Raw genomic sequence first — 26,044 nt, forward strand, 5'->3', positions numbered from 1 at the left:
GTTGGCGAACGGTTGGCGTCCGGTTGGCGTCCGTCGCGCGCAGGCGTCGCAGGGTCATTGTGAACGGATCGCGGCGGCGGGGATTGACCTGCATCGAAGAACTGACGCTGGCGGCGCTGGCGACGTTGGATACCGACGCGCATCAATCAGGCCAGGCAGATCGGGCAGCTCCGTCAGCTATGTCCGGCGATTCGATTTATGCCTGCCGCTGCCGGCATGAATCGCACGATACCGAGCACGCCCGCCAGTTCGTCGGCCGGCGACGCGAGGTCCCCGACGGTGTGCTGGTCGAGTTCCGCGAGGAACGCATCGCGCGCGGCGGCGAATACGCCCCGCAGCCGGCAGTGGGACTGGATCACGCAATGCCGGTGGGCCTCGTTTTCATCGGCGAAACAACCGACTATCGAAAAATCGTTCTCCGTCTTGCGCACCACCTCGCCGATGGTCAGCAACGGCGTACGCGGATCGAGCCTCAGGCCGCCGTTACGGCCGCGCACGGTTTCCACCCAGCCCAACTCCCCAAGCCGCTGCACCACCTTCATCAGATGGTTCTTGGAGATCCCGTAGGCGTCGGAAATCTCCTGGATGGTCGACAGCCCCTCGGGCCGGACGGCCAGATAGAGCATGACGCGCAACGAATAGTCGGTGTAATCGGTCAGTCGCATGAGTGGGTCGCGTAGTTCGCGTAATCAGTCGCATGAGCCGATCGCCTGGTCACGTCGGTCCGGTGCTTGGTAAAAGCTTCAATCGCACGGATACAAAGTACGGCCGCAGACGGCGCAGATCGCCAGGTACACGCTCGACCTGAGCCAGATCCGTGTATGTCCGGCCCGACCCGTATGCCCAATTGCCGGCCAACACCGGCTACCGCTGCGGCAAGCGGCCGCTTGGCGCAGCCCTGCTTCCCGATTAAAACGTCGATTATCATGAGAAGCAGTCCGCCAGATGTCAATAAAACGTCATTTGGCACACTACTGGCCCTATTAACGACAGCCCATTTAATTGCGCTGGTTTTATAGGCACTGGCCTGCAATAGATTCGTTGTTTCTTCCGTTTCCGTCAAATGCCCAGCCTACGGGGCATTTTACTAATATCCGGCCGGTTGACGCCCCGTTTTGGCCATCTCGTTTAGCGATTTAACATTTAGCGGCCACGATCTGCGTTTTGCCAGCGAGACTGAATACCCCACTGAGCCGTGTCATCGAATCCCGGAAATCCGTCATCCCCTAATCCCATGACCCAACCCCTGATTGAGCCTTCAAGCAAGCCGAACACACCGTCGACGCCATTCGTCCGCGCCGCGGAACCCGACGAAGCCAATATCCGGGAGCTGGTCGAGGCATTCTACCGGCGTGTCGACGACGACCTGCTGCTCGGCCCGATCTTCGCCCGCGAACTCGCCGGCCGCTGGGATGCGCATCTGGCGAAGATGACAACGTTCTGGTCGAGCCTCGTGCTCGGCACGAAGGGATATAGGGGCAACGTTCAAGAGGCGCACCGGCCTCTCGGCGATATCGAACCCCAGCACTTCGCCCGCTGGCTCACGCTTTTCCTCGATACCGTCAACACCCGTTACGAGCCCGCCGCGGCCGTGCAGTTCATGGAGCCGGCGCTGCGTATTGCGCAAAGCCTGCAACTGAGCAAATTCGGCTGGGACTATGCGATTCCTGACGCGCAACGCGCTTTGATGGCGTCGCTCAAACGCCTGCGCACGGGGAGCAGCGAGAATGAATCCGCTATGGAGACGGAGTTGCCCGACCGGAGCCACGGCCAGCCATTTTCGGTCAGGCTGTCGGGCGCGGAAGCCACCGATCTGCGCGACGAATCCAGTAACCGCTCAGGCAACCAATCAAGCGACGCATGAGCCACGCATAAGCGGACGTTCCCGGGCCCGCCTGCAACCCGCCCGAGCTTGAGCGCCGCTTCTATTACTTTCCCGGCTCCGGGTCCCACCGCGCGAGCGCGGCGTCGTCGGATTCACGGGCGTCGACCCATTTCTCGCCGTGTTCGGTCTTTTCCTTCTTCCAGAACGGCGCCTGCGTCTTCAGGTAATCCATCACGAACGCACACGATTCGAACGCCTGCGCCCGGTGCATGGCGGTTGTCACAACCAGCACGATCTGGTCGAGCGGCAAAAGCTTTCCCACGCGATGCACGATCAGCACGTCCGAACCCGGCCAACGTTCCCGCGCCTGCGCCGCGATTGCCTCCAGGGCCTTTTCGGTCATGCCAGGATAATGTTCCAGCTCCATTGCCTGGACGGTTTGGCCCTCGTTCAGGTCCCGCACCGTGCCGACAAAACACGCCACAGCGCCCACCTTGGGATTGTCGGCGCGTAGAGCGGCAACTTCCGTGCTGATATCGAAATCGGCTTCCTGCACGCGGACTCGGGTCATTTCAGCCCCCCGTGACGGGCGGGAAAAACGCGACTTCGCAGCCTTCCGTGATGCGTCGCGCCGGGTCTGTCATTTCGTGGTTGCACGCCATGCGCAACGAGCGGCCCTCGGCGAGGGTTTCCGCCCATGCCCCGCCGCGCATGCGCAACCACGCCCTTACGTCGCCGACGCTGGATACGCCGTCCGGCACGTCCACGCTCTCGTTCGCCACGCCGAGCGCTTCGCGCACACCCGCAAAAAATCTCAATTCGACTTTCATGATTGCCTTCAACGCATCAGTTCTGAAAACGGGATGAAACGCACGGTCTCGCCGGCCTGGATGGCGTGATCCGGCGGGTTATCGATCAGACCGTCGCCCCAGACCGTGGACGTCAACACAGCCGAGCTTTGATTCCCGAACACGTCGAGCCCACCCGCTTCGTTCACGCGGGCGCGCAGGAATTCGTTGCGCCGGTCGCCCTTTTTCTGCGTGAAATCGGCGCGCATGGCATACACGCGCGGCTCGACTGCCTCCACGCCCGCCAACCGCAGGATGAAGGGACGCACGAACAGAAGGAACGTGCAGAAGCTGGACACCGGATTTCCCGGCAATCCGATAAAAAACGCCTCGCTGCCGTTTGGCTCCGCCGCCTCGCGCCGCACCGCGCCGAATGCGAGCGGCTTGCCGGGTTTCATCGCGATCTGCCACATGGAAATACGCCCTTCCGCTTCCACGGCCGGCTTCACGTGATCCTCCTCGCCGACCGATACACCGCCGCACGTGAGGATCAGGTCGTGCTCGCGCGCCGCGCTCCGGAGGGTTTCGCGGGTTGCGTCCAGCCGGTCAGGCACGATACCGAGGTCCGTCACGTCGCAACCGAGCTTGGCGAGCAACGCACACAGCGTGAAACGGTTCGAGTTGTAGATCGCGCCGGGGCGCAACGGCTCACCGGGCATGGTCAGTTCGTCACCGGTAAAAAACACCGCTACGCGCACTTTGCGCACTACTTCAAACGCAGCGCTTCCCACCGATGCCGCGAGCCCCAGCGCCTGCGGCGTAAGCCGCGCGCCGGCGGGCAGAATCACCGAGCCGCGACGGATATCGGCACCTTGCTGCGTGATCCATTCGCCCTCTGCCGGCACGTGCGAGAAGGTCGCACCGGCGTTGTCGGCGCGAACCATTTCCTGCATCACGATAGTGTCCGCGCCCGGCGGCACGGTGGCGCCGGTGAAGATCCGCGCGACCGTGCCGGCGGCCAGCGGCTCGGCCGTCTGGCCGGCCGGCACGCGCTGCGACACAGGTAGCGTCACAGTGTTCGATTCCGACGCCCCGGCTAGATCTTCAGCTCGCACCGCGTACCCGTCCATGGAGCTGGTGCGCATGGGCGGTACGTCGAGCGGCGACACGACCGCCGCGGCCAGCACGCGCCCGAGCGCATCGAAGGTATTAACCGCTTGTGTGCCGTCCACCCGGCGCGCTGCCGCCAGCAAAGTGGCGAGTGCGTCGGCGGTCGACAGCATTGGAGGGCGTGAAGCGGCGGGCGTGGTGGACATCGTCGGGGGATTTGTGTTGGCCGTGAAATGTGAAATGGTCAGCGCTGAAAAGCGCGGCAACCGAAGCACTTATTGTAGCGAGAACCGGGGCAGCGAGAACCGGGGAGCGAGAACCGGGGGAGCGAGAACCAGGGTAGCAAGAATCGCCGGCCAGGCGGCCGCCCGGCGACGCCTGATCCGGGCTTATCGGCCATCCGGACAAGTGCAGGACAAACATGCCCCCCGGACGTGCACCGCAACCGTGCACCCTGGCTTCGCGACCTCTTTTTCGCGTGGCGTCCGCGCTGCCGCTCGCCCCAAGCTCGGTGATACACTCGCACGACACTTTCAGACTTCTCCCCTATGAAATTCTGTTCCGTCTGCGGCCACGAGGTCAGCCTGAGCATTCCGCCCGGCGACAACCGACAGCGCTACGTTTGCGGTAATTGCGGCACGGTGCATTATCAGAATCCGCGCAACGTGGTCGGGACCGTGCCCGTCTGGGACGACAAGGTGCTGCTGTGCCGGCGCGCAATCGAACCGCGCTACGGCTACTGGACCCTGCCGGCGGGTTTCATGGAGATGGACGAAACCACCAGCGAAGGTGCCGCGCGCGAAACGCTCGAGGAAGCCGGCGCGCGCGTCGAAATCCAGAGCCTGTTCACGCTGCTGAACGTGCCGCACGTGCATCAGGTGCACCTCTTCTACCTTGCCAGGCTGCTGGATCTCGACATCGATGCAGGCGAGGAAAGTCTCGAAGTGAAGCTCTTCGACGAGAGCGACATCCCCTGGGACGAAATCGCCTTCCCGACGGTCGGGCAGACGCTGCGCTTCTTTTTCGCCGACCGCGCTGCCGGCAACTACGCGCTGCATACCGGCGACATCTTCCGCTCACTGCGCGAAGGCTGAGCGCCCCTCCGAATCATGGTTCCGTGGCTCGCCTCCGACGATCCGTTCCCCCCTGTCGAGCGCGCGCTCGGCGAGGCAAGCGGCGCGCCCGGATTGCTCGCCGCCAGCGCGGAATTGCAAGGCAGCCGTCTTGTGGATGCATATCAGCGCGGCATTTTTCCGTGGTATTCCGACGGCCAGCCGGTGCTCTGGTGGAGTCCCGACCCGCGCATGGTGCTGATACCCGACGAATTCAAAGTCTCTGATTCGCTGCGTAAAACGCTGCGGCGCGTGTTGCGCGAGGCATCGTGGGAGATTCGCGTGGACGATGATTTCGCCGCCGTGATGCGGGCGTGCGCCCAGACGCCGCGGGAAGGTCAGCGCGGCACATGGATCACGGCGGATATTGTGGAAGCGTATTCGTCGCTGCATCGCGAAGGCCGCGCGCACAGCATTGAAACCTGGTTCGAGGGCAAGCGCGTGGGCGGTCTTTATGGCGTCTCGTTCGGGCGCATGTTCTTCGGCGAATCGATGTTCGCGCACCGCACCGACGCCTCGAAAATTGCGCTCGCGGCGCTCATCGGACACTTGCGCCACCATAAAATAGAGATGATAGACTGCCAGCAGAATACGTCGCACCTGGCGTCGCTGGGCGGCCGGGAGATCTCCCGCAAGGTATTTGTGAGACATCTGCGCGGGGCGGTCGGTCAGCCGCCGATCCCCTGGCAGTTCGACAAATACGCGCTGCTGGAGACACTTCGGCCACCGCTGCTGCCGCCTGAATGAGCGAGGCCGGTTCGGGCGAAGAACGCCAGCCAACGCAGCGCATGAAGCGCAGCCGGGGACCGGTGTTTCCACCTTTGATATTCTCGAATAAATCCAGCACCATCGAACGTGATGTATAGCAGGCAAGATAGCGACACGACCGAGGTTTTCCGCCCTCCATCGAACCGCTGCGGCACGGTTGGGGTGGTGAGCAAGATAGACGCTTAGAACGAGAGCTGCCAACGTGACTCACCCCAATGAGCTGCCGCTTTCTCCGCTTTCGGCGTTGCAATTTTATGCAACGGCGCCGTATCCGTGCAGCTATCTGGACGGGCGCATCGCGCGCTCCCAGGTGGCCACTCCCAGCCACCTGATCAACTCAGACGTCTACACCGAACTCGTCAAGGCAGGTTTCCGGCGCTCCGGGGTCTTCACCTATCGCCCGTATTGCGATGGCTGCCGCGCGTGCGTGCCGGTGCGCGTGCCTATCGACCGTTTCACGCCGAACCGCACCCAGCGGCGCGTCTGGAAACAGCATGGCGATCTGGTTGCGAGCGTGGCCCCGCTCCACTACGACGAGGAGCATTACGCGCTGTATATGCGCTACCAGTCGGCGCGGCACGCGGGCGGCGGCATGGATCGCGACAGCCGCGACCAGTATGAGCAATTCCTGCTGCAAAGCCGGATCAACTCGCGCCTGGTTGAATTCCGCGAGCCCGCACGGCCCATACCCGCCGGCAATCCCGGGGAGCCCGGAGCGAACCCCATTGGCAGTCTTGCCGAAGACTCCCCCGCGCCCGGGACCTTGCGCATGATCAGCATGATCGACATCCTCGGCGACGGGCTTTCGTCGGTTTACACATTTTTCGAGCCCGGCCTGCCGCACACCAGTTTCGGCACTTACAACATCCTCTGGCAGATCGAGCAGGCGCGCAGCCTGGATTTGCCTCACGTCTATCTCGGTTACTGGATTCGTGAGAGCGACAAAATGGCGTACAAGGCGAATTTCCGGCCGCTGGAGGGCTTGATCGACGGCCGTTGGGACTTGCTCGACCCCACCACCATGCACTCCGCCGGAACGCCTCCCATGCCCGGCAAGATGCCCCCGGACAGACCACGGCGCTAGGGCCGCGCCAGCTCTGTAACGGCCTTTTTTGCAGTCGTTTTCATCCGTGTGTCACTGCTTTTCGGTACGGCTTCGCAAAGCCGTTAAAATGGCGCGTCTCAATTTACGCCGCTCCGGCCTTTCCTCCTCGTGTTCAGCTCTCTCTACCCGCTCGCCCGCGCGCAACTTTTTCGCATGGATGCGGAAGACGCCCATCACCTGACGCTGCGCATGCTCGGCGCCGCCGGCCGCACCGGCCTGTCCGGCATGCTCGCCGAGCGCGCCTCCGATTCGCCGCGCACCGTCATGGGCCTGAGCTTTCGCAACCCGGTCGGGCTCGCAGCGGGGCTGGACAAAGACGGGGCATGTATTGACGGGCTGGCGTCGCTCGGGTTTGGATTCATCGAAGTGGGGACGGTCACGCCACGCGCACAGCCCGGCAATCCGCGCCCGCGCATGTTTCGCCTGCCCGATGCACAGGCGCTGATCAACCGGCTTGGGTTCAACAACCGCGGGGTCGATCAGTTCGTCGAGAACGTGAAGGCGGCGCGGTATCGCGGCGTACTGGGGTTGAACATTGGCAAGAATGCTGATACCCCCATAGACCGCGCTGCTGAAGATTATTTGTACTGCCTCGAGCGGGTGTACCCGTTCGCAAGCTATGTGACGATCAACATCTCGTCGCCGAATACGAAAAACCTGCGCCAGTTGCAAGGCGCCGGCGAACTCGACGCGCTGCTCGGCGCGCTGAAGGACAAGCAACAACGGCTCTCCGACATGCACGGCAAGCTCGTGCCCCTCGCGCTGAAGATCGCCCCTGATCTCGACGACGAGCAGGTCAAGGAGATTGCCGCCACCTTGCTGCGTCACAAGATTGATGGTGTGATTGCGACCAACACCACGCTGTCGCGCACGGCTGTAACGGGCATGAAACACGGCGATGAAGCCGGCGGGCTGTCGGGCAAGCCGGTGTTCGAAGCGTCGAATGCGGTGATCCGCAAGTTGCGCGCGGAGCTGGGCAGCGAGGTGCCGATCATCGGCGTGGGCGGCATCATGTCGGGCGAGGACGCGCGTGAGAAACTCGCGGCGGGCGCATCGCTCGTGCAGATCTACACCGGCCTGATCTATCGAGGCCCGGCGCTCGTGACAGAATGCGTCGAAGCGCTGGCGCGGACGAGCGCCGCTGCATGACCGGGCCTTTCCGGGTCTTCCCTTTTCACCACGCTTGGCTCATATCCACATGAGCAAACGATCTGAAGACGGCACTGCGTTTTAGCTATCATCGCCGCACTTCAGATCATTGATAAAAACCAGGACAAAGGCAAATAACTCATGAAACTATCTCTCTTCAAGAAAGTGCTCGTGGCAAGCTTGATCGGCGCATCGCTCTCGGCTGTTGCCCACGCTGAAGACCTTCTGGATTCGGTCAAGCAACGCGGCACGTTGCGCATTGGCCTGGAAGGCACGTTCCCCCCGTTCAACTCGAAGACACCGCAAGGTGAGCTCGTCGGCTTCGACGTGGATATCGCCAAGGCGGTTGCAGCGAAGCTCGGCGTGAAGCCCGAGTTCGTGACGACCGAATGGAGCGGGATCATTGCGGGCTTGCAGGCAGACAAGTTCGATGTGATCGTGAATCAGGTCGGCATTACCGATGCCCGCAAGCAAACGCTCGATTTCTCGCCGGCCTATACCTATTCGAATGCGCAACTGATTCAGCGCAAGGACGACACGCGGGACTTCAAGACGCTTGAAGACCTGAAGGGCAAGAAGCTTGGCGTGGGTCTCGGCACGAACTACATGGACATGGCGAAGGCCGTTCCGGGTATCGACGTAAAGACGTATCCGGGTGCGCCCGAGTACTTGCGTGATCTGGCGTCAAACCGTCTGGACGCTGCGTTGAACGACCGCCTGATGCTTGCGTACCTGATGAAGAATTCGCAGTTGCCGCTGCGCACGGGCGCGAATGTGGGCCCGGGCAATCCGTCGGGGATTCCGTTCAAGAAGGGCAATCCGAAGTTCGAGAAAGCCATTGATGACGCGATGACCCAACTCGAAGCTGATGGCACGTTCACGAAGATTTCGGACAAGTGGTTCGGTATCGACGTAACGAAGCCGGCGAAGTAAGCCTGCACAGTCAATCCGGACCCTCAAGCGTTCGGCATCGGGGCGGCTTCTTAAGGATGCCGCCCTTTGCATTTGATGCCCGCCTCCGACGTTACGCCTACTTTATTCCTTCATGTCCACGACATCCCTGCTCGTTCAATCCATACCGGCCCTTGCACAAGGCGCTGTCCTGACGATCAAGTTCGCGGTCTATTCGATGTTCTTCGGCCTGATCGCGGGCACCGTACTCGCGATGATGGGCATCAGCCGAAGCCGCACGCTGGTCGGCATAGCGCGCGCTTATGTGAGCGTGATGCGCGGCACGCCGCTGCTGGTGCAGATTTTCGTGATCTATTATGGGTTGCCGAGCCTGGGTATTTCGCTTGATCCGACGCCGGCGGGGGTGATCGCCTTGTCGGCGAATGTGGCGGCTTATCTTTCCGAAAGCATGCGCGGCGCCATTCTCGGGATTCAGAGCGGGCAGTGGCTGGCGGCTTATAGCCTGGGCTTGTCGAGAATGCAGACGCTGCGGTATGTGATTGGTCCGCAAGCGCTGCGGATTGCCGTGCCCAGCCTGTCGAATAGCCTGATCAGTTTGATCAAGGATACGTCGCTGGTGTCGGTGATCACGGTTACCGAATTGCTACGGAGTGCGCAGGAAGTGATTGCCGCTACGTATCAGCCATTGCCGTTGTATCTCGCTGCCGCCGTCGTGTATTGGGTGCTGTGCAGCGTGCTGGAGTTCGTGCAACGGCTGTTTGAACGCCGGTTGGCGTTGCCGGGGAGGCATTGAGAAAGGGGCTTCGTGCCCGGCAAGCCGGTGCGCCCTTAACTCAAGACCTGTCCGCCGGCGCGGCCGCCGCATCCTCGTCCAGCCTTGCCCCAAACCTGTCCAGCCGCGGCATATGATGCCGGTCCGGATCCAGCGAATACGCTACCCGTGTAGCCCGTCCCATCAACTCATTGCGTGGGAAAAACCCAAAATACCGCGAGTCCGCGCTGTCATCGCGGTTATCTCCGAGCATCAGGTACTCGCCCTTGGGCACGGTCACCGGCCCAAACGAGCGCCGCGGACTGGGCGCCAGCACGGACAAGCGCACCACATGCGTAACGTGCCCAAGCTTCTCGTCCAGATACTCGCCAGGCGAAGACGCATCGCCCTCCACTCCCGTGATATCCACCGGCTGATAACCCGCCCGCTTGCCGTTGATATAAAGCACGTTGTCACGCATGGCAACTACATCGCCGGGAAGCCCGATCAAACGCTTGACGATCAGCTCATGTGCCGCCGACGAGTCCACCGTCACGATATCGCCACGCTGCGGATCATGCAGATGCGCAATCGCAATGTGCGTGAACGGAACACGCAGGTCGTACGCCATCTTGTCGACGACGATCCTGTCGCCCTCGCGAATGGTCGGCAGCATGGAGCCGCTTGGCACCACATTCCAGTCGGCGATGGCGCTGCGGAACAGCGCCATCAGCACCAGGAACGCAATCAGGTTCCGATTTTCGCGCCAGAGTCGGGGTAACAGTCGCATGGTGTGGAATGCCGGCGTATGAGGACGACGCAGCTTAACGTCGAAAGCTGAAATGAAGCTTAAATCAACTCGCCAGGCCGGCCCGGGCTTGTTCGGTTTCCTTATTCGGCTTCGAAAGGGAACCGCACGCCAAGGTCGCGGCGAGCGGCATCGGTGATGGAAATCATCTGCATGGATACGGCATGCCGCATGATCGGGCTCTCGATGGCGCCATCGCGCAGCAGCTCGCAAAAGTGCGCAGTCTCGTAGTTCAGGCCACCGCCCTCGAACGACGCATCCAGTTCCACGGTCCGGCCATCCACGTAGCGGACGGTCGCGCGCGCGGGGTTCCACCAGTTCTCGTGAATCGTCACCGTGCCGCCGGTCGCGGCAAGCAACGCATCGCCCTTGCCTTGCAGATCCAACCCGCAAAACAACTGCGCGACGCCGCGTTCATGGCGCACGTTCAAGCTCGCGAAGGTGTCCACGCCCGTCTGCCCGATGCGCCCGAAGGTCTGCACCTCCAGCGGCTCACCCAGCCAGTCCACCGCGAGAAACGCTTCGTAGATACCAATATCGAGCAACGCGCCGCCGCCCATTTCCATGGAGTACGAGGGATGCGAAAGAGGCACATTCGCGATCGAACAGCCCGCGCGAACGAGGCCGATTTCACCAATGGGATCGGCAGCAAGATGATCGCGCAAGCGCCGGTAGAGCGGATAGAACGGCGGTTTCATCGCCTCCATGAACAGCAGCTTCGATGAACGCGCCACGTCGATCATCTCCTGCAACGCCCGCGCGTTGACGGCCGCCGGTTTCTCGCAGAGCACGGCACGGCCGGCCTGGAAAGCACGCAGCGTGTACTGAGGGTGGCTGTCCTGCATCGTCGCAATGTACAACGCGTCGATGTTGTCGAGCAGTGCATCGAAGCTCTCATAAGCCTTGGTATGAAACTGCCCGGCGAATGCGGATGCCGACTCGGGCCGCCGCGACCAGACGCCGCCAAGCGTCGCGCCCGGCACAAAGGCCAGCCCTTCGGCGAACCTGCGCGCAATATGCCCCGCACCAACGATGCCCCAACGGATCGTGCTCTGTACGTTCATCTGTCCTGCTCCCTTGCCCCAAGCATGGTGAATGGTCGGCCAAGGCCGGCGATGGCCACATTGTCCACTACGGAGGCGGTCTGCGTGAAGCGTGGACAATGCGTGAACGACCGTCCACAACGCATCGCGTTCCCATCACACGGGCGTCGCGTTCCGATCACAAAGCCAAGGGGGAAAGGGCTGCACAGATTGTCGTTCGGCGCTCAAGCCATCAGGGAACCATCAGACGTCGCTACCGGGCAGGATTTTGAAGTGTAACGTTTGCGCTAGTGAAAACCCGAATAGGGCGCTGTTCGCGCCCGGCCACGATGAACGTGACCAGAAACCTCGGGCCAGCCTCGCCACGCCGGAACCGTCCCGGAACGCGAAGCTTCGAGCGCGTATCAGGCGCCGGCCGATTCGGACTCACCAACTGGTGGCGACGAACTGTCCTCGCGGCGTTCAAGCGAAAAAGCTCGCCCGACTTCCTCCGCGGTGACATCGATCAGCGTGCTCATCGCGCGCTCGGCCACAGCGGCGTCGTGTGCCTCGATCGCCTCCACCACGCGGCGCTGCGCTTCGAGCGTCGCGTCGCGCATGGTAGCAATGCCCGCCACGATCGGATAGACCGTTATCAGCGCACCCCGCACGATAGCCGTCATCTGCTGGAAGAACTGGTTACCGCTTGCGGCCACAATGCGCGTATGCAGCGCGACGTCAGCGGCCTGGTACTCGGGCTCGCTGCCGTTGAGCGACGCCAGCGCGTCGAACGCATCGCGAATCCCGCTCACTTCGTCCGGCGTTGCACGGACCGCCGCCAACGCGGCCGCACGCGGCTCGATCAACATCCGGAACTCGATCACGTCGCGCAGGAACGCCTGGTCCGGAGTTGCCCGGAAGCGCCAGCTCACCACATCCTCATCGATCAGCCGCCAGTCGCTCATCGGCCGGATCCGCGTGCCCGTCTTCGGGCGCACATCCAGCATATGACGCGCGAGCAACATGCTCAATGCCTCTCGCATCACGGTCCGACTCACGTCGAACTCCTTCGACAAGACGTCCTGCGGTGGCAGGATCGCGCCGTACTTCTGTTCGACGATGCCCGATACGAGCCCGTCCATCACCTTGGCCACCAGTGATCGCTCCTTGTTTTCGTCCATCACCCCTCTCCCCTTGCGCCCAACATTGTGTCCCTGCACATCCGGCGCGCTTCCCCAAGCTCGCCGAAAGGCCCGGTGAGCACTGCTTATTCATCAGACCAATTGAATCGATCAGATCAATCAGCAGCCCTGCGCCGTGCACGATAAATTGCGTGTTCATTACTGCTGACGCCAGTCGGAATGTCCCTCTCAAGGGTTATCCCTTTACCTTCGCATCTCGCGGTACTGCTTCGGCAATCGCTGTATTAAGTAGTTCTTGATGCTTTTGATTTAAGTGCTTCGTAATGCCCTTTCTTCATGCTTGTTGCCATGCTCATTGTCCGCCGAAGCGCCCTGTCTTCGCCGGTGTTCAGCCTGTTGTCTTCTTCTCGGTCACGCGTCCGTACTGATCGTCGAAGCGCACGATGTCGTCCTCGCCCAGATACGTCCCCGACTGCACCTCGATCATTTCGAGCGGTGTTTTACCGGGGTTTTCGAGCCTGTGCGTGGTACCGAGGGGAATGAACGTGGACTGGTTCTCGCTCACCAGGAAGGTTTCTTCACCGCGCGTCACGAGTGCCGTGCCGCGCACGACGACCCAATGTTCGGCGCGATGATGGTGCATCTGCAGCGAGAGCCGCGCCCCCGGTTTCACCACAATACGCTTTACTTGAAAACGCTCGCCGTGATCGATGGAGTCATAGAACCCCCAGGGCCTCTGCACCTTGCGATGATCCTGCGCCTCTGCACCCTTGGCGGCCTTCAGACGCCCTACCATTGCTTTCACTTCCTGCACTCGATCCTTCGACGCCACCAGGATCGCATCCGCGGTTTCCACGACCACGACACCCGTCACACCGACGCACGCCACCAGGCGCCCGTCCGAATGCGCGAAGCTGTCCGCCGAGCCTTCGAAGATCACGCGGCCGCGAGCAACGTTGCCGTCATCGTCCTTGTCCGACATGTCCCATACGGCGTCCCACGCGCCGACATCGGACCAGCCGGCGGCCAGCGGCACCACCACGCCCGGAAACCGCGGCTCCTGCTCGATGCGCTCCATGACGGCGAAATCGATTGAATCGGAAGGACATGCTTCGAACGCCTCGACATCGAGTTGCGTAAAGCCGTCCTGATGCAGGCCCCGTTCGAACGCGATCATGCACGCGGCGTGAATGGCGGGCTGGAAGTGCTCGATGGCTGCAAGCCACACCGACGCGCGGCACACGAAGATGCCGCTGTTCCACCAATATTCGCCGGAAGCAAGATACTGCTCGGCAATCTCCCGCCGCGGTTTTTCGACGAACCGCTCAAGCACCCGTGCCTGAGGGATACCGTCACCGGCGGTTCCCAGGGCCGCGCCGGCCTTGATATAACCGTAGCCTGTTTCGATCTTGTCCGGCACGATGCCAAGCGTAACGAGCGCGCCACTCGCGGCATGTTCGATCGCTTTCGCGATCGTGCGCCGGAACGCGTCAAGGTCGGACACGGCGTGATCGGCCGGCATGGCGACCATCACGGGATCATCGCCGGATGCAGCAGCCAGTGCTGCCAACGCGGCAAGCGTGAGCGCCGGTGCAGTGTTTCGAGCGCAGGGTTCGAGCACGATGCGCGCCCGGCGGCCGTTACGCTCGATCTGCTGCGCAGTCAGCAACTTGTGCTCCGTGCCGCAGATCACGATCAGTTCATCAGCGCTCGCGAGGTGCACCGTGTCACGGCCAGCCGTTGCCGCGTCGAGACCGTCAAGACGGCGTAACGTGGCTTCGAGCAGCGATTCCGCGCCCATGAGTTCGATGAGTTGCTTGGGGAACTGCTGGCGTGACAGAGGCCACAGACGCGTGCCGGACCCGCCGGCGAGAATGACCGGTTGCACGCGAACACTCTCGGCGCCCGTCTTGGCAGCGCCGGTAAGCGGATAGTGGGACACGTCCACGGTGACTCCTGAAGCGTTGAAGCTGATTGAGGGCCGAACGCGTCTGACAGGTGCGGACGCGTGAAACACACGCATCGACTGATGCGCTATTTAAGCAGGCAAATCTAATTTGTTGTGTGCGCGTGCGAACGCCCGCACGCTATTCGGTCAACCTGCCGTTCAAGGCACTTTATTCACCCTCACCCGGCGGTTGGGCAGCAATCTTTGCCGGAGGCGCGAGGCCACTTCACGTAGTTCGCTCGATTCGCAGAACGACCATGCGAGGTTGCCGGCAGTCAGCGCGACGGCTATCGCGGCCATGCCGCTGAGCGAGTCCATGGAGTCGGCGCATACGGTCGCGATCACCAGGAAAACCAGATGTCCGGCCATGTTCCGGACAATCGGCCGTGGCTTGAGCTTCGAGAAATAAAGGAACGCCGCGTAGTCGAAGAAAGCCTTCGCGACCACCGCCACGCCGGCGCCCAGCAGGCCGTACCAGCGGATGCTCAGCCATAGCACAAGCGCGAAGACCGGCAAGCCAATCCAGCCGACCCGCGCGACCTGCGCCGGATTTGCCTTGGCCTGGATCAGCACTCCGATGATGCTCGACTGCCCGGCAAGCCACACGCCAATTACAAGGATGCGCCCGACAGGCGCCGACTGCACTGCCATTTCATGGCCGAGCCAGACGTTCAGGAACGGCGCCAGCGCGAACAACGCGACCACCACGCACGGCGTGAATGCACAGTTCAGGAACGCGAGCGCCTGGTGCGAGAGTTCGTCGGCGTGATCGCTCGCGGAAGCTGAAAAGCGCGGGAACAGCGTGCGCAACATGGCGCTAGGCAGCAGGTTCAAGCGCGTCACGAGGTTTTGCGGCGTCGCGTAATACGCGACGTATTTAGCGCCCAGCATGGAACCGATCACGACCCGGTCAAGCGTGGTCGCGATCATGTTCGCGCCCGAGAACAGCAACAGCCAGCGGCCATAATTAAAGAGTTCGCGAATCAGCGGCCATTCCGGCTTCGAGATGCGCTTGATACCTATCGCACGAAACGTGCCGTAGCCAAGCAGCAGGGCCGCCAGGAACCGCGCAATGACGGCGGCCGGCACAACCACTGCCAGCGACGGCGAGATCAGGTACAGCGCGGCAAGCGGCAGCAACTGGAACAGGAACGTGCCGATAGTCTGGTTGGTGTTGAACAGGGCAAACTTTTCCATCCCGCCGATCGCGCCGCTGAACACCCACGAGATATTGGCAATAGGCACGGCCAGCGCAATCCACGGCAGTGCATGCAGCACTTCGGCCTGGAACACCGGTTCGATGGTCGCGATATGCACGACATACACGTACGCGCCGAACCAGATCAGCACCGCGCCAACAAAGCCAGTGGCGAGATTGAGAAAAAATGCGCTCCAGAAGATGCGCTCGATAGTGCCGTCGTTGGACTGGCGCGCCTTGGCGATATGGTTTTCCGTCGCCATCGAAATACCGAGATCAAGCACGCTGAAATAACCGATCAACGCCCACACCAGGTTGATGACACCATAGCGTTCGATCCCCATGCCATGAATGTAGGCGGGTACCGTCGCAAGTGAGACGAACACGGGCAGGATGAGCCCGGCGAAATTGATCGCTATGTTCTTGAGAAGACTTTTTTCCATTGAGCAACGGGCCGATTACAACAAACTCACACAGGAGGAATCAAGGCACCGCGTCACAGCTTGCGGTGAATGCAGGCACGTTGCAGCACACGGGTGATGCACGTTCAAGTGCACGCAGCAGGTGCCTGCCCGAAGGTCAGACGAATTACACGCCAGAGTAAAGGCGTGCCACATCAGGGTATGTACGCAGACGAACGCATTGCGCTGCGGCCTTCGATCTCTTGCAATTCTTTACATTCTTCAGGTTCATCGCGATTCGAGCGCCTTGGCATGTCGGTGCGCGTCTCGACGGGCCGGCCGGCACGGGCCGTGAAGCTCGGCAGCAACGCACGCAAGCGTGCCCAGCCAAGGCCGCCCCGTGCAGCTTGCGGCGGCTCGCCCTGCACGAATTGAACAAACGACGACATCATTTCCTCACGCGCCGAGTACGAAAAGCACGCGTGATCGAGCGTGTCGCGATGAATGGTTTCCACGTTGCGCCACTTGCGCATCCGCCGTCCGCCCGCACCGAAAAACACGGCGAACTCGTCCATGCCCGGATCTCCCGCGCCGTAGACGAAGCGAACCTTCACGTCGCGCTCACTCAGCCCGCGAACCATCGCGCGCACTCGCGAACCCGCGGAATCAGCGCCAATCGTCCGCTCGGCGAAATACGCCACGCTGGCTTTAAGGCGTGCACCCAGGTGCCGCGCCAGCTCCTTCACGATAGGCGCGAGCCGCCGTTGGCCACGCAACACGCGCTTCCATTTGCCCACCGTCTTGAAGGAGCGCATGAAAGTGCTGGTCGCCGTCCTTGGTCGGTTGTCGTTCACAGCGAACGACATCGGGTCTTCCGGGAAGCCAAACTTGGGCGCGTTCACGAGCACCAGCGAGCGAATGTGGGGACTCACCGGCGCCGCGTGCAGACAAACGTAAGCGCCCGAGCAAACCGCGAAACACGAGACCTCGCCGAAACCGCGCTCGGCCAGGAATGCCGCTGCGCTCACCACATCGTCGCAGCCGGCGCGTGAAAACAGCAACGAGAGCGGGCGTTTGTCGACGGGGGCGGCGCTGTCTCCGAGCGTGCCGACGTCGAATCGCAGCGACGCAAAACCCTGGCGCGCAAGCCGGCGGGCCAGCGTCACCGAGATGCGCGCATCGCCTATCCGATGAGTCGCGCCCGGGTTGACAAACACGACCGAGCGGCGCGACAGCGCGCCCTCTTCCGGCTCGCACAGAATGCCGAACAGGCGGCCATCGTCGAAGACCACGGGCGTTTCGCGCACGCCATCAGCAATGAGCACGGGACTTTCAGATGGCTTGCCAATCGACTCGGCAACCGTCGAGTCAGCCTGCCCGGTCACACCCAACCAGTCGACGATGCGGGCAATTGCCTGTCGCGGGGTCTCGGTCACGCCGGATTCCTGCATGAATGCGGCACATTCGTCGAAGGCTTCGAATTGCGCGTCCGCTCCTGCGGCGCTGCAAGCGTCGACGAGTTTCTTCGAGCGTGAGGGATCGTAAGAATCGAGCACGAGCAAGCGTCGCGGCGCTCGCTCCGCCAGCCGCGTGTCCCGCAGCAGCTCGAACTTGCTCAGCATCGCGACGCTCGATGCGATCAGGCGATGCCCTACCGCCTCCGCATAGTCGGCATCGGCGGGCGGAGGGTCGACATGAATACCTCCTGTTTCAAGCCAGTTCTGTTGCAGCAGACGCAGTTCACGCAGATATTGCCTGCCCGACAACACGGGGGCGAGCAGCACCAGTTGATCGACCTCCTCCTCGGCTGCCACCAGCGCTGCGAGCGTGGCGCCCAGACGCAAGCCGCACAGGACCACTTGCGTGACCCCGGTCGACTCTTTCAAATAGGCGATCGCCGAACGAATGCTTCGCAACCAGCGCCCCATCTGCTCGCCGTCTTCCGACTCCCCAGCCGAGTCGCCGGTGCCGGCGTAGTCGAAGCGAAGTGTCGGCGCACCCGAGTCCGCAAGCGCTTCGGCGAAGACGCGCCAGCCCTTGTGGACCCACATCGCCTCGCGGCCGAACGGCTGGCAGAGCACCACGCCGTGCGTGGCGGCAGGCTTCCCCTCGTGCAGCCAGCCAAAGCAGTGGTCGAAAATTACAGGCGTCATCTCGAAGTTGCACCCCGTTAGAGTGTCGTTATTAAGTTGTCTGCGCATTACACTTTCACTACGCTGATGATTCAGTGCGCCCGCACACACTGCACACGCGCACCCTGATATTTCCGCCATTGAGCGGCCTGGTCCGCCACCGTTGTTCCCCCGATGTTCGATGTCCAACAGACGGCTTTTTCATTGCCCAGTCAAATAGCGCATCACGCCGTGTCGTGCATGCGCGGCACAGAACAAGAAAATGCCGGGGAAAACACATGGTCACCGCTGTTCACCAACCCAGTCCGTCTGATGCGCCGCGCTTCTCGGTATGTATCTGCACGCGTAATCGCCCGGGGGACCTCGCGCGTGCCTTACGTTCGGTTGAAGCCTCCACGTATCCGGCGCACCAGGTCGTGGTGTCGGACGACAGCACCGATACGCTCACACGCGAAATGATTGCCGCAGACTTTCCGCGCGTCGTCTTCCTGGAGGGACCGCGCCGCGGACTTGGCGCAAATCGCAACTGCGCGCTTGACGCGGTGACCGGCACGCACGTGGCGTTCATCGACGACGACGCCACGCTCAGCACGGACTTCCTTGCTCATATGGCCGAGTCCCTCAAGCACGGCGGGCAACATCCGGAGAAGCTGATTGTTACGGGTTACGAACTGAATCGCGGTGAACGCGTTTATGCCAACGCGACCACGTTCCTCGGTTTCCAGTCGCGGCCTTACCAGGCCGGCGACCATCACGGCACCGTGGTCATCAACAGCGCGGTTTTCCCTGCGTGGCTCTTCAAGATGATTCGCTTCGACGAGCATCTGGTCTACGGTTATGACGAGGTGGACATCGTCATGCGCGCCACGCTGCAGGGAAAATGCGTGGTCCGGCTTCTGCCGGAAGTATTCAACTCGCATTTTCCGTCGACGGTGAATCGCGACTACTATGCGGCGTTCCTCGAAGCCTCACGTATCTACGTGACGCATAAACGCTACCGCTGGTTCGAACGCAACCGCCCGAAAGCCGCGCTGTTCCTCACGCTTGCCGTTGGACACAACCTGCTGCACAACCTGCGGGCACATGGACCCAAAGGGCTTGCACTCAGCGCTCGCACGGTTTCGCGCGCGATCGCCTACATTCGCCGATACACCCCCGAAGGACTCGCCCTACAACATGAAGATCACCGTACTCGTACCCACTTATCGTCGGACCTCGGATCTCGCTCGCTGCCTTGACGCGCTCTCGCGGCAACGGCGTGCACCGGACGAAGTGCTGGTGGTGTGCCGCGGCGCCGACGAAGAAACGCAAGCATGGCTCGTGATCGAGAAATCGCGCGCGCGCCTGCCGCTGGTCAAGGTCGAAGTTGCCCAGGGTGGCCAGGTTGCCGCGTTGAACGCGGGTCTCGACGCTGTCACCGGCGACATTGTCGCGATCACCGACGACGACGCCGCGCCGCGCCCGACGTGGCTCGAACGCATTGAATGCCATTTCGCGAACTCGCCGGACGTGGGCGGGGTTGGCGGGCGCGACTGGGTGCATGAGCATGGCACGACGCTCGATGCTTCGGAGCCGGACGTCGGCCGCTGGCAGTTCCCGGGCCGCGCGATCGGCAATCATCATCTGGGCGTGGGAGCCGCACGCGATGTCGACTTCCTCAAGGGCGCGAACATGAGCTACCGCGTGAGCGCAATCCGCGGCAATGCCATTCGCTTCGATACCCGTCTGCGCGGAACCGGTGCACAGGTCAACAACGACATGGCGTTTGCGTCGGCGGTACGGCGTGCAGGCTGGCGTCTTGTCTACGATCCGGCCGTGGAGGTGGATCACTATCCGGCGCAACGTTTCGATGAAGATGCGCGCGCCGTGCGCGGCAGCCGGAGTTGGGTCGCGATCGAAAACGAGTCGTATAACCTGCATCTGATCGTGCGTGACGAGTATCGCGGTGCGGGCCGGGGCATCGCCTTGCTGTGGCTCACCGTGGTGGGACACGGTGCATGCCTGGGCTGGGTCAATCTCGCGCGTTCCCGCTTCATCCATCGCGAGGCGAGCGCATTGCAGCGTTGGCGCGCAGCGCGCAGCGGCGCAGCACTGGCCAAGCGCGATCACGCACAGCGGCGGCTGGACAGAGTGGCAAGCGAATTCGCGGGGTGATTGAAACTGCCGGACGCAAGCGGACTTAGGCAGTAGGCAGCGCCATCAAAAAAACGGCGATCAGGTCATCCTGGTCGCCGTTTTTTCATCTACAGCAACGGCCACGAAAAATGCCCGATCGGGCAACCCCGTCACGCTACCGGCGCTCCCCGTGTCGACGGCCGGCTCTGCCGTTCTTCACGCTGCGAAATTGCTTGCTCATACACCGCAAGATGTTCAGCGCACACGCGCTGCACCGAAAAACGCTCGAGATCCCGCTTCGCACGCGCGGCATATTGCGCACGCACGGGTGAATCCATCAGCAGCCATCCCACCTTGGCTGCCAGTTGCATCGGCTCCTGGGGCGCAACGAGCACACCGGCAGTGCCGTTTTCCAGCATCTCGGGAACGCCGCCCACCTTCGTCGCGACAATGGCGCAACCCGCCTCCCGCGCTTCGCTGATCACCAGCGGCCCGGGCGCCTGATGCGCCGCAAATACAAAGACATCGGCTTCAGCCAGATACGCACGGGGATAGGCGACGAATCCCGTGAACTGGACATGCTTCGCAATGCCAAGTTGTTCGACCCGCCCTTCCATCAATCCGCGATCAGGGCCATCTCCCACCAGATAAAGCTGCGCATCCTGCGTCTTCAGCACATGCGCGAACGCGAGCAGCAGGTCGGCAATGCCGTTGCGCTCGAACATAGCTGATACGCACACCACATTCGGATGCTGCAAGTGCAATGGACGCGGCATCTGCCGTCCGGTAAAACGCGGTGAACCCATCGTTCCGCTCATCACAACACTTAAGGTGTCGGCCATCACGCCTCGTTCGAGCATTGCGTCGCCTACGGCGTGGCTCACCACGATCACGCGGTCGCCGAAACGCATCAGCGAAGCACTTTTCTGGATATCGTGATGGACGGTGGTCACCAGCGCGAAGCGGCGACGCATGCTGCCGAAGCGCGAGATCAACGCGCCGGTCATCATGTGTGCGTGCACCACGTCGGGATTGAAGCGCTCGATCAACCTGCCAAACCCCGCGATCATGGCCGGCACGCGCCAGGGCTGGCGCGACTGCTGCAGCAGCGCATGCGTAACGCCATGACGCCTCAGCAACGGTTCGAAGGCGCCGCCCGAAGAAGCAACTGCGACGTCGTGTCCAGCGCGTGCCTGCATGCACGCCAGATCGACCATCGCGTTGACGGTGCCGTTGCCGATGCATTGCGCATGCGTGGCCAGGTGAACGATTTTCATGACTAGGTCTGGTTCGAGGTTGAGCGGCGCCTGGGGCGCCGGAGCCCTTCTTTCTTCTTGCTGGTGACTACCGGTTACTGCTCTCTCATTCATTAAGAGTCGATGGCTTCGCGATACACCGCAGCCGTCTGCGCCGCGATCACAGGCAGGTCGAAGTTCGAGCGCGCATACGCACGACATTCGGCTTCACTGGGAAGGACCCGCTTGCCGAGCAGCGCGCCGGCGAGCCCGGCCCCCAGCGCCTGAAAACCGCCCGACTCCAGCACCAGTTCCGCGCTGAGCGGAGCGACCGCTTCAGGCAATCCGCCCACAGGCGTCACTATCACCGGCGTGCCGCTTGCGAGCGATTCGATGGTGGTCAGGCCGAAGCCCTCCAGCGCCGTTGTCGGCACCACCGACACGTCAGCCGAGCGATACCAGAGCGGCAGCGCTTCGTCGGCGACAAAACCCGCGAGACGCACATGCTGCGACAAGCCGCGATAGTCAATACGCGCCTGCAATGCCGCCATCAGCGGCCCCTTTCCGGCAATGGTCAGGAGTACGTCAGGCACTTTCTGGCGCACGATGAACATGGCGTCGATCAGGTCCTCGATGCCCATACGCGAGACAAGGCGGCGCACGCAGAACAGCATGGGCCGGTCTTGCGGAAGCCCCAGCGCCGTTCGTGCGGCACGCCGGTCAATGTCAGAGCTGAAATGATCGACATCGACACAGCCCGGCACAATGCGAATGGTCCGCGGCTTCACGCCATACTGCTTGTGCAATACGTCGCCAAAAGCCTGCGACAACACAATGTGCAGTTTGCCGCGCTGATACACGTGCCGTTCAACCGCACGCCTTACCATCACATTCGCCTGACCGCGTGCGCCATGTGCCGACTCATCGCCCCAGGGGCCATGAAAGTGAATCACCTTCGGCACGCGCGAGAACTTGCCGAGCACAGGCGCGGCATACAGCGCAAAGTGCGCGGCAACCACGTCGGGCATACGGGCGTTACGCAGTTCGACCGCGGCACGCCGCAAGCCGATTACGCGCTTCGCCAACGGTGCATCGGGTGCGGCAAACGGCGTCACCACGCCGTGAGTCGATGTCCGCACGTTTTCGCTTCCCGCGACGAGGCCTCGCACCGTGACGCCCTGAGCAGGCAGCGACTCGATCAACGAGGCGACCATCCGGTCGAGGCCACCAGGACGCTCGTCGAACCAGTTCATGCCGATCTGCAGCGAGTCGATGGTCCGCGGCTTTGGCGTCGGGCTTGACGCAGCGCTCGCAGTATTGCCCGAAGCCTGATTCAATGGTTTGTTCACCCCGGTCGGCCTGAGCGCGCGGTCCGTAGTGGAAGTGGTCGTGCTTGCGCGCGTGGTCATTGATTTGATGGCGGTATTCATGTTTTCACCGATACAGTCTCTTGGGCAGCACGCGGGTTTCGGCGAGCGGCCTTGCGTGTTCCTGCAATATCTTCGAACAGCGCGAGATAGCGCGCCGCCATGGTCTGCCAGGACAACGTCGCGGCCAGTGCCTGAGCCGCCTGTCCCATTTCGCGGGCTCGCAGCGGGTCGGATGCAATCAGCGAGATGGCTTTGGCAAGCGGAATTTCATCGTCGGGATCGTCGAGGACAATGCCGCACTCTTGTGTGACCACCTCCGCACCGCCGGTCGTGTGCACGGTAATCACCGGCAACGCGGACGCAAGCGCCTCCAGCAGCACAAGGCTCATGGCCTCGTAACGCGAGGGGAACACGAACGCATCGGCGCAACGCATCAGCGTGGGCATATCGCGGATCATCCCGACGAAATGCACGCGATCGGCAACACCGAGCGCGGCCGCCATTGCCGGATACGGACTGTTCTCCACGCCCCCGGCCACCGCCAGGTGCACGTTGGACGGACACTTCACGAGCGCGCGCAGCACCGTGTCGAGGTTCTTGCGCGCGGTGCGCAGGTCTCCGGCGAACAGCAGCATGAACGGGTCTTCGGGCAACTTGAACCGCTCGCGCTGCGATGTCTGCGACAGGTCCGGCGAAAACTCCACGTTGTCCACGCCGTTATGGATGACGTGGATCTTGTCGCGCGACATGCCGAGCGATACCAGTTCCGAACTCACTTTCTCCGACACCGGCACCAGCACGCGTGCGCGCCTGAACGCCCAGCGTTCGCACCACGCATTGAGCCGCGTGAACAACAATTGATACGCGGCATACAAACCGCCGGTCAGGCGAAACGGGTAATAGCCGCTCTCATACCAGCCGGTGTGGACGAAGTGGATGGCGTTCACGTCCGAACCCGTCCACGCGATAAAACCATTGACCTGCACCACGTCGAATTCATCACGATGCGCACGGATCCACGCAGCGGCACGCAACGCGAACACCTGATACTGGAGCAAACGCGTCGGCACCCGGCTGGCGGGCACGCGGACAACGGTGATGCGCGGATGCCGGCTCAACGTTTCGTCGACCTTGGTGCTGAGCAGCGTGACCGAATGGCCCGCGGCAAGCGCCGCCCGGACGACCTCGTAGTTGACGCGCCCTTGCCCGTCGTTACGGCCGACGGTATGGGTAACGATAAGCAAATTCATGCGGTCCTCGTTGGATACGGAGTCTTCTGCCGTGCTGTCCGGTGCCTGGCCGGGCCCCGCAGGCTGACTGTGCGGGCTGTGCGGGCTATGCGGATTGGGCCGATCGGCGACGGCGCTCATGTGCGCAGCTTCAGCTTGGAGGGCAGTGCGATATTCCGCTGCGCCACGGTTCCTGTCGTTGCCTGGTCTGGCGTAGCCGCGGCGTCCGGACGAACGGCGGCCGCGCGTGCCGCCGGCTGTTGAATCTCGCGTGCATAACGCCAGCCGGTAACCGGCAACATCACGCCGATGAAAAAGAACATGCCGCCCGACCCGATCAGCGTGTTGACGAACACCATCATGGCCAGCACGCCGAACGCCGCAGCCGCGCCGGCCACGGCAAAGCGGTCGCTTTTCCTGGCGAAGCTGGCAACGAACGCGCGCAGTATCAGCATCAGCAGCCCGGCCGTATAGAGCAGCGTACCGGGCCATCCGAGCACGTACGGCACCTCCATCAGGCCGCTGTCAAAATCGACGTTATTCGACGAACCATCGCCCGAGAGCTTCGAGCCGAGACCGGTCATGCCAAGACCCTGCCCCGCGATATTGGTGGTCATCTCGGAGAGGAAGTGGTCGTAGATCTCGGTGCGAACCTGATAGCTGTAGTCGTTGTCGAGCTGGGTCACCGTGGAGAAGCGCGCCATCGCCTTGTCCGAGATTTCATCGATCATGGCGACCGGCGAACACAGCAGCACGATCACCGCGACACCGCCAACCAGGCGCAAGCGGCTACGGCCGTCGAGCATGACGAACAGGTACACGAGCCCGATAGCGAGTCCGCCGACTACGCTGCGGGACATGGTGCCGATCAGCGCGGGCACGGCGAGGCCGCCCGCGAGGAAGGCCATCTTGTTGCGCGCGGCGAGCGTCATCAGCAGGCACGCCATCATCGCGATGGCGAACGGACCCGACGAATTCATCGTGCTGGAGACCCGCATGCCGAACGGCAGCGGCACGCCCTCGGAGATCATGCCTGACTGCACCAGCCAGAACGCGTCCCAGGGCGGCGGGCTGACGTACTGGTACACGCCGTACGCCGCAATCACGAAGCCCCCGAACACGAAGGTCTTGAGCATCGTGCGGTGATACTCGGGGTACTGCCGCCATGTCACCAGGATGTGGAACGCGATCAGCACCGGGAACAGCCACGAGATCAGCGTATAGGATGCAGCCGCAATCCCGGCGCCCACCATACCGATCACATAGCCATAGAAGATGCCGAGCACGATGAGCGTGAGCGGGATCGCACGTCGCTGCATCAGCACGCGGAAATGGGTCAGCAGGTTCATGCCGCACAGCGCGGCCGCTATCACCGGCGCGAGCATGATGAGGCTGCGGTCGCTGAACGTGCCGTTGAAGTAGTCGGACAGGCGCCGCACTTCCGGCGTGAGGAAGAACAGCCACACGACGAATGAAAGATAGTGCGCGGGCGAACGTTTGTAGAGAATCGCGGCGACCACGACAGCGCCCGCCGGATAGAACAGTTCCAGCACGCGGCTCTGATGCAGTACGAGCAACAACCCCGTGAGCGCGGCAAAAGCCAGCGGCGCGATCATCATGCGGCGCCGGCGGCTCAATTCCTCACGCTGCTTCAACTCCGCGGCATCGGCCGCGAGCTTCGCCGCGCGAGCCGCTTTTGCTGCCGGCGACGATGCAGGCTTGGACGCCCTCTTCTCGCGCTGCGCCATCCGCGGCGTCTTCCAGGTCTCGACGCGCCCGTCCTTTGGCTTGTCTCGCCCATTCGTGATCGAAACACTCGACATCGTTAAATCCTGTGAAGGAGAGGTCGGCGTCGTGTTCGTGCAATGCACGCCACTCGCGTCCTCTGTGTCATTTGGAAACGTCTAATGCCGACGTTAGGCAC

23 protein-coding genes are annotated in these 26,044 nt (G+C 62.4%); 9 read left to right on the forward strand and 14 right to left on the reverse strand.

The genetic code is table 11. The features are described 5' to 3' along the window. Window positions 1-173: 173 nt before the first annotated feature. Window positions 174-665, reverse strand: coding sequence for an Rrf2 family transcriptional regulator (locus AWB69_RS07890; RefSeq protein WP_062083989.1), 492 nt, complete (start codon window positions 663-665; stop codon window positions 174-176). A 569-nt stretch (window positions 666-1,234) separates the two neighbouring features. Here AWB69_RS07890 and AWB69_RS07895 point away from each other — a divergent pair. Beyond that, window positions 1,235-1,864: a group III truncated hemoglobin gene (locus tag AWB69_RS07895; protein WP_062083991.1), complete on the forward strand. Its 630-nt coding sequence runs from the start codon at window positions 1,235-1,237 to the stop codon at window positions 1,862-1,864. Window positions 1,865-1,928: 64 nt separating this feature from the next. On the opposite strand, the gene moaE is transcribed toward AWB69_RS07895, so the two are convergent. From moaE to AWB69_RS07910, 3 genes are read right to left on the reverse strand one after another with little or no spacing between them, the layout of a single operon-like run. Beyond that, entirely contained in the window at window positions 1,929-2,396 is a 468-nt protein-coding gene (gene moaE / locus AWB69_RS07900) for a molybdopterin synthase catalytic subunit MoaE (RefSeq protein WP_062083994.1), read from the reverse strand. 1 nt (window position 2,397) lies between these two features. After that, window positions 2,398-2,655 (reverse strand): molybdopterin converting factor subunit 1, encoded by a 258-nt coding sequence (moaD, locus tag AWB69_RS07905; protein ID WP_062083996.1) that lies wholly within the window; start codon window positions 2,653-2,655, stop codon window positions 2,398-2,400. An 8-nt stretch (window positions 2,656-2,663) separates the two neighbouring features. Beyond that, window positions 2,664-3,929, reverse strand: a complete 1,266-nt coding sequence (locus AWB69_RS07910) for a molybdopterin molybdotransferase MoeA (protein ID WP_231937017.1) — start codon at window positions 3,927-3,929, stop codon at window positions 2,664-2,666. Between the two features lie 342 nt (window positions 3,930-4,271). Between AWB69_RS07910 and AWB69_RS07915 the strand changes: the two genes are divergently transcribed. The 6 genes from AWB69_RS07915 (at window position 4,272) to AWB69_RS07940 (ending at window position 9,562) form a co-directional block, all read left to right on the forward strand. Continuing rightward, complete coding sequence (locus AWB69_RS07915; RefSeq protein WP_062084001.1) at window positions 4,272-4,817, forward strand: NUDIX hydrolase; 546 nt, start codon at window positions 4,272-4,274, stop codon at window positions 4,815-4,817. Window positions 4,818-4,832: 15 nt separating this feature from the next. Then, entirely contained in the window at window positions 4,833-5,582 is a 750-nt protein-coding gene (aat, locus tag AWB69_RS07920; RefSeq protein WP_062084003.1) for a leucyl/phenylalanyl-tRNA--protein transferase, read from the forward strand. Window positions 5,583-5,805: 223 nt separating this feature from the next. Then, entirely contained in the window at window positions 5,806-6,687 is an 882-nt protein-coding gene (locus AWB69_RS07925; RefSeq protein WP_062084005.1) for an arginyltransferase, read from the forward strand. Between the two features lie 129 nt (window positions 6,688-6,816). Next, window positions 6,817-7,857 (forward strand): quinone-dependent dihydroorotate dehydrogenase, encoded by a 1,041-nt coding sequence (locus AWB69_RS07930; RefSeq protein ID WP_062084007.1) that lies wholly within the window; start codon window positions 6,817-6,819, stop codon window positions 7,855-7,857. A 141-nt stretch (window positions 7,858-7,998) separates the two neighbouring features. Then, complete coding sequence (locus AWB69_RS07935; RefSeq protein ID WP_062084009.1) at window positions 7,999-8,790, forward strand: cystine ABC transporter substrate-binding protein; 792 nt, start codon at window positions 7,999-8,001, stop codon at window positions 8,788-8,790. 112 nt (window positions 8,791-8,902) lie between these two features. Continuing rightward, the gene (locus AWB69_RS07940) at window positions 8,903-9,562 is read left to right on the forward strand and encodes an amino acid ABC transporter permease (RefSeq protein WP_062084011.1); all 660 of its coding nucleotides are present in this window, start codon (window positions 8,903-8,905) and stop codon (window positions 9,560-9,562) included. A gap of 40 nt (window positions 9,563-9,602) precedes the next feature. On the opposite strand, the gene lepB is transcribed toward AWB69_RS07940, so the two are convergent. From lepB to AWB69_RS07970, 6 genes are all read right to left on the reverse strand, one after another. Continuing rightward, window positions 9,603-10,310, reverse strand: coding sequence for a signal peptidase I (gene lepB / locus AWB69_RS07945; protein ID WP_062084013.1), 708 nt, complete (start codon window positions 10,308-10,310; stop codon window positions 9,603-9,605). Between the two features lie 101 nt (window positions 10,311-10,411). Continuing rightward, window positions 10,412-11,392: a Gfo/Idh/MocA family protein gene (locus AWB69_RS07950; protein WP_062084015.1), complete on the reverse strand. Its 981-nt coding sequence runs from the start codon at window positions 11,390-11,392 to the stop codon at window positions 10,412-10,414. A gap of 383 nt (window positions 11,393-11,775) precedes the next feature. Beyond that, window positions 11,776-12,531 carry a FadR/GntR family transcriptional regulator gene (locus AWB69_RS07955; protein ID WP_062084018.1) on the reverse strand — a complete coding sequence of 252 codons (756 nt, stop codon included), beginning with the start codon at window positions 12,529-12,531 and terminating at the stop codon, window positions 11,776-11,778. A 349-nt stretch (window positions 12,532-12,880) separates the two neighbouring features. Then, window positions 12,881-14,515: a mannose-1-phosphate guanylyltransferase/mannose-6-phosphate isomerase gene (locus AWB69_RS07960; RefSeq protein ID WP_082913303.1), complete on the reverse strand. Its 1,635-nt coding sequence runs from the start codon at window positions 14,513-14,515 to the stop codon at window positions 12,881-12,883. Window positions 14,516-14,599: 84 nt separating this feature from the next. Next, window positions 14,600-16,081 carry a flippase gene (locus AWB69_RS07965; RefSeq protein ID WP_062084022.1) on the reverse strand — a complete coding sequence of 494 codons (1,482 nt, stop codon included), beginning with the start codon at window positions 16,079-16,081 and terminating at the stop codon, window positions 14,600-14,602. Window positions 16,082-16,254: 173 nt separating this feature from the next. Then, entirely contained in the window at window positions 16,255-18,192 is a 1,938-nt protein-coding gene (locus AWB69_RS07970) for an alpha/beta hydrolase (RefSeq protein WP_062084025.1), read from the reverse strand. A gap of 257 nt (window positions 18,193-18,449) precedes the next feature. Between AWB69_RS07970 and AWB69_RS07975 the strand changes: the two genes are divergently transcribed. Together AWB69_RS07975 and AWB69_RS07980 are read left to right on the forward strand one after the other, a co-directional pair. Further along, complete coding sequence (locus tag AWB69_RS07975) at window positions 18,450-19,409, forward strand: glycosyltransferase family 2 protein (RefSeq protein WP_062084027.1); 960 nt, start codon at window positions 18,450-18,452, stop codon at window positions 19,407-19,409. Beyond that, entirely contained in the window at window positions 19,348-20,325 is a 978-nt protein-coding gene (locus AWB69_RS07980; RefSeq protein WP_062084029.1) for a glycosyltransferase family 2 protein, read from the forward strand. Before AWB69_RS07975 ends, AWB69_RS07980 begins: the two co-directional genes overlap by 62 nt. Before the next feature lie 131 nt (window positions 20,326-20,456). On the opposite strand, the gene AWB69_RS07985 is transcribed toward AWB69_RS07980, so the two are convergent. From AWB69_RS07985 to AWB69_RS08000, 4 genes are all read right to left on the reverse strand, one after another. Beyond that, window positions 20,457-21,563 (reverse strand): glycosyltransferase family 4 protein, encoded by a 1,107-nt coding sequence (locus AWB69_RS07985; RefSeq protein ID WP_062084032.1) that lies wholly within the window; start codon window positions 21,561-21,563, stop codon window positions 20,457-20,459. A gap of 92 nt (window positions 21,564-21,655) precedes the next feature. Beyond that, the gene (locus AWB69_RS07990; protein WP_062084098.1) at window positions 21,656-22,774 is read right to left on the reverse strand and encodes a glycosyltransferase family 4 protein; all 1,119 of its coding nucleotides are present in this window, start codon (window positions 22,772-22,774) and stop codon (window positions 21,656-21,658) included. A gap of 173 nt (window positions 22,775-22,947) precedes the next feature. Beyond that, window positions 22,948-24,141, reverse strand: coding sequence for a glycosyltransferase family 4 protein (locus tag AWB69_RS07995; protein ID WP_062084100.1), 1,194 nt, complete (start codon window positions 24,139-24,141; stop codon window positions 22,948-22,950). A 116-nt stretch (window positions 24,142-24,257) separates the two neighbouring features. After that, window positions 24,258-25,943, reverse strand: a complete 1,686-nt coding sequence (locus AWB69_RS08000; RefSeq protein WP_063977765.1) for an O-antigen ligase family protein — start codon at window positions 25,941-25,943, stop codon at window positions 24,258-24,260. Between the last annotated feature and the right edge of the window lie 101 nt (window positions 25,944-26,044).

Source organism: Caballeronia udeis, from assembly GCF_001544555.2.
Lineage (GTDB): Bacteria > Pseudomonadota > Gammaproteobacteria > Burkholderiales > Burkholderiaceae > Caballeronia > Caballeronia udeis.

Excerpts from the sequence above, each read along its gene's own strand:
- AWB69_RS07965 (WP_062084022.1), bottom strand. The coding sequence starts at position 16,081 with ATGGAAAAAAGTCTTCTCAAGAACATAGCGATCAATTTCGCCGGGCTC.
- aat (WP_062084003.1), top strand. The coding sequence starts at position 4,833 with ATGGTTCCGTGGCTCGCCTCCGACGATCCGTTCCCCCCTGTCGAGCGC.
- AWB69_RS07910 (WP_231937017.1), bottom strand. The coding sequence starts at position 3,929 with ATGTCCACCACGCCCGCCGCTTCACGCCCTCCAATGCTGTCGACCGCC.
- AWB69_RS07990 (WP_062084098.1), bottom strand. The coding sequence starts at position 22,774 with ATGAACTGGTTCGACGAGCGTCCTGGTGGCCTCGACCGGATGGTCGCC.
- AWB69_RS07985 (WP_062084032.1), bottom strand. The coding sequence starts at position 21,563 with ATGAAAATCGTTCACCTGGCCACGCATGCGCAATGCATCGGCAACGGC.
- AWB69_RS07975 (WP_062084027.1), top strand. The coding sequence starts at position 18,450 with ATGGTCACCGCTGTTCACCAACCCAGTCCGTCTGATGCGCCGCGCTTC.
- AWB69_RS08000 (WP_063977765.1), bottom strand. The coding sequence starts at position 25,943 with ATGTCGAGTGTTTCGATCACGAATGGGCGAGACAAGCCAAAGGACGGG.
- AWB69_RS07970 (WP_062084025.1), bottom strand. The coding sequence starts at position 18,192 with ATGACGCCTGTAATTTTCGACCACTGCTTTGGCTGGCTGCACGAGGGG.
- lepB (WP_062084013.1), bottom strand. The coding sequence starts at position 10,310 with ATGCGACTGTTACCCCGACTCTGGCGCGAAAATCGGAACCTGATTGCG.
- AWB69_RS07995 (WP_062084100.1), bottom strand. The coding sequence starts at position 24,141 with ATGAATTTGCTTATCGTTACCCATACCGTCGGCCGTAACGACGGGCAA.
- AWB69_RS07980 (WP_062084029.1), top strand. The coding sequence starts at position 19,348 with ATGAAGATCACCGTACTCGTACCCACTTATCGTCGGACCTCGGATCTC.
- AWB69_RS07895 (WP_062083991.1), top strand. The coding sequence starts at position 1,235 with ATGACCCAACCCCTGATTGAGCCTTCAAGCAAGCCGAACACACCGTCG.
- AWB69_RS07915 (WP_062084001.1), top strand. The coding sequence starts at position 4,272 with ATGAAATTCTGTTCCGTCTGCGGCCACGAGGTCAGCCTGAGCATTCCG.
- AWB69_RS07935 (WP_062084009.1), top strand. The coding sequence starts at position 7,999 with ATGAAACTATCTCTCTTCAAGAAAGTGCTCGTGGCAAGCTTGATCGGC.
- AWB69_RS07940 (WP_062084011.1), top strand. The coding sequence starts at position 8,903 with ATGTCCACGACATCCCTGCTCGTTCAATCCATACCGGCCCTTGCACAA.
- AWB69_RS07890 (WP_062083989.1), bottom strand. The coding sequence starts at position 665 with ATGCGACTGACCGATTACACCGACTATTCGTTGCGCGTCATGCTCTAT.
- moaD (WP_062083996.1), bottom strand. The coding sequence starts at position 2,655 with ATGAAAGTCGAATTGAGATTTTTTGCGGGTGTGCGCGAAGCGCTCGGC.
- moaE (WP_062083994.1), bottom strand. The coding sequence starts at position 2,396 with ATGACCCGAGTCCGCGTGCAGGAAGCCGATTTCGATATCAGCACGGAA.
- AWB69_RS07955 (WP_062084018.1), bottom strand. The coding sequence starts at position 12,531 with ATGGACGAAAACAAGGAGCGATCACTGGTGGCCAAGGTGATGGACGGG.
- AWB69_RS07960 (WP_082913303.1), bottom strand. The coding sequence starts at position 14,515 with ATGCGTGTGTTTCACGCGTCCGCACCTGTCAGACGCGTTCGGCCCTCA.
- AWB69_RS07950 (WP_062084015.1), bottom strand. The coding sequence starts at position 11,392 with ATGAACGTACAGAGCACGATCCGTTGGGGCATCGTTGGTGCGGGGCAT.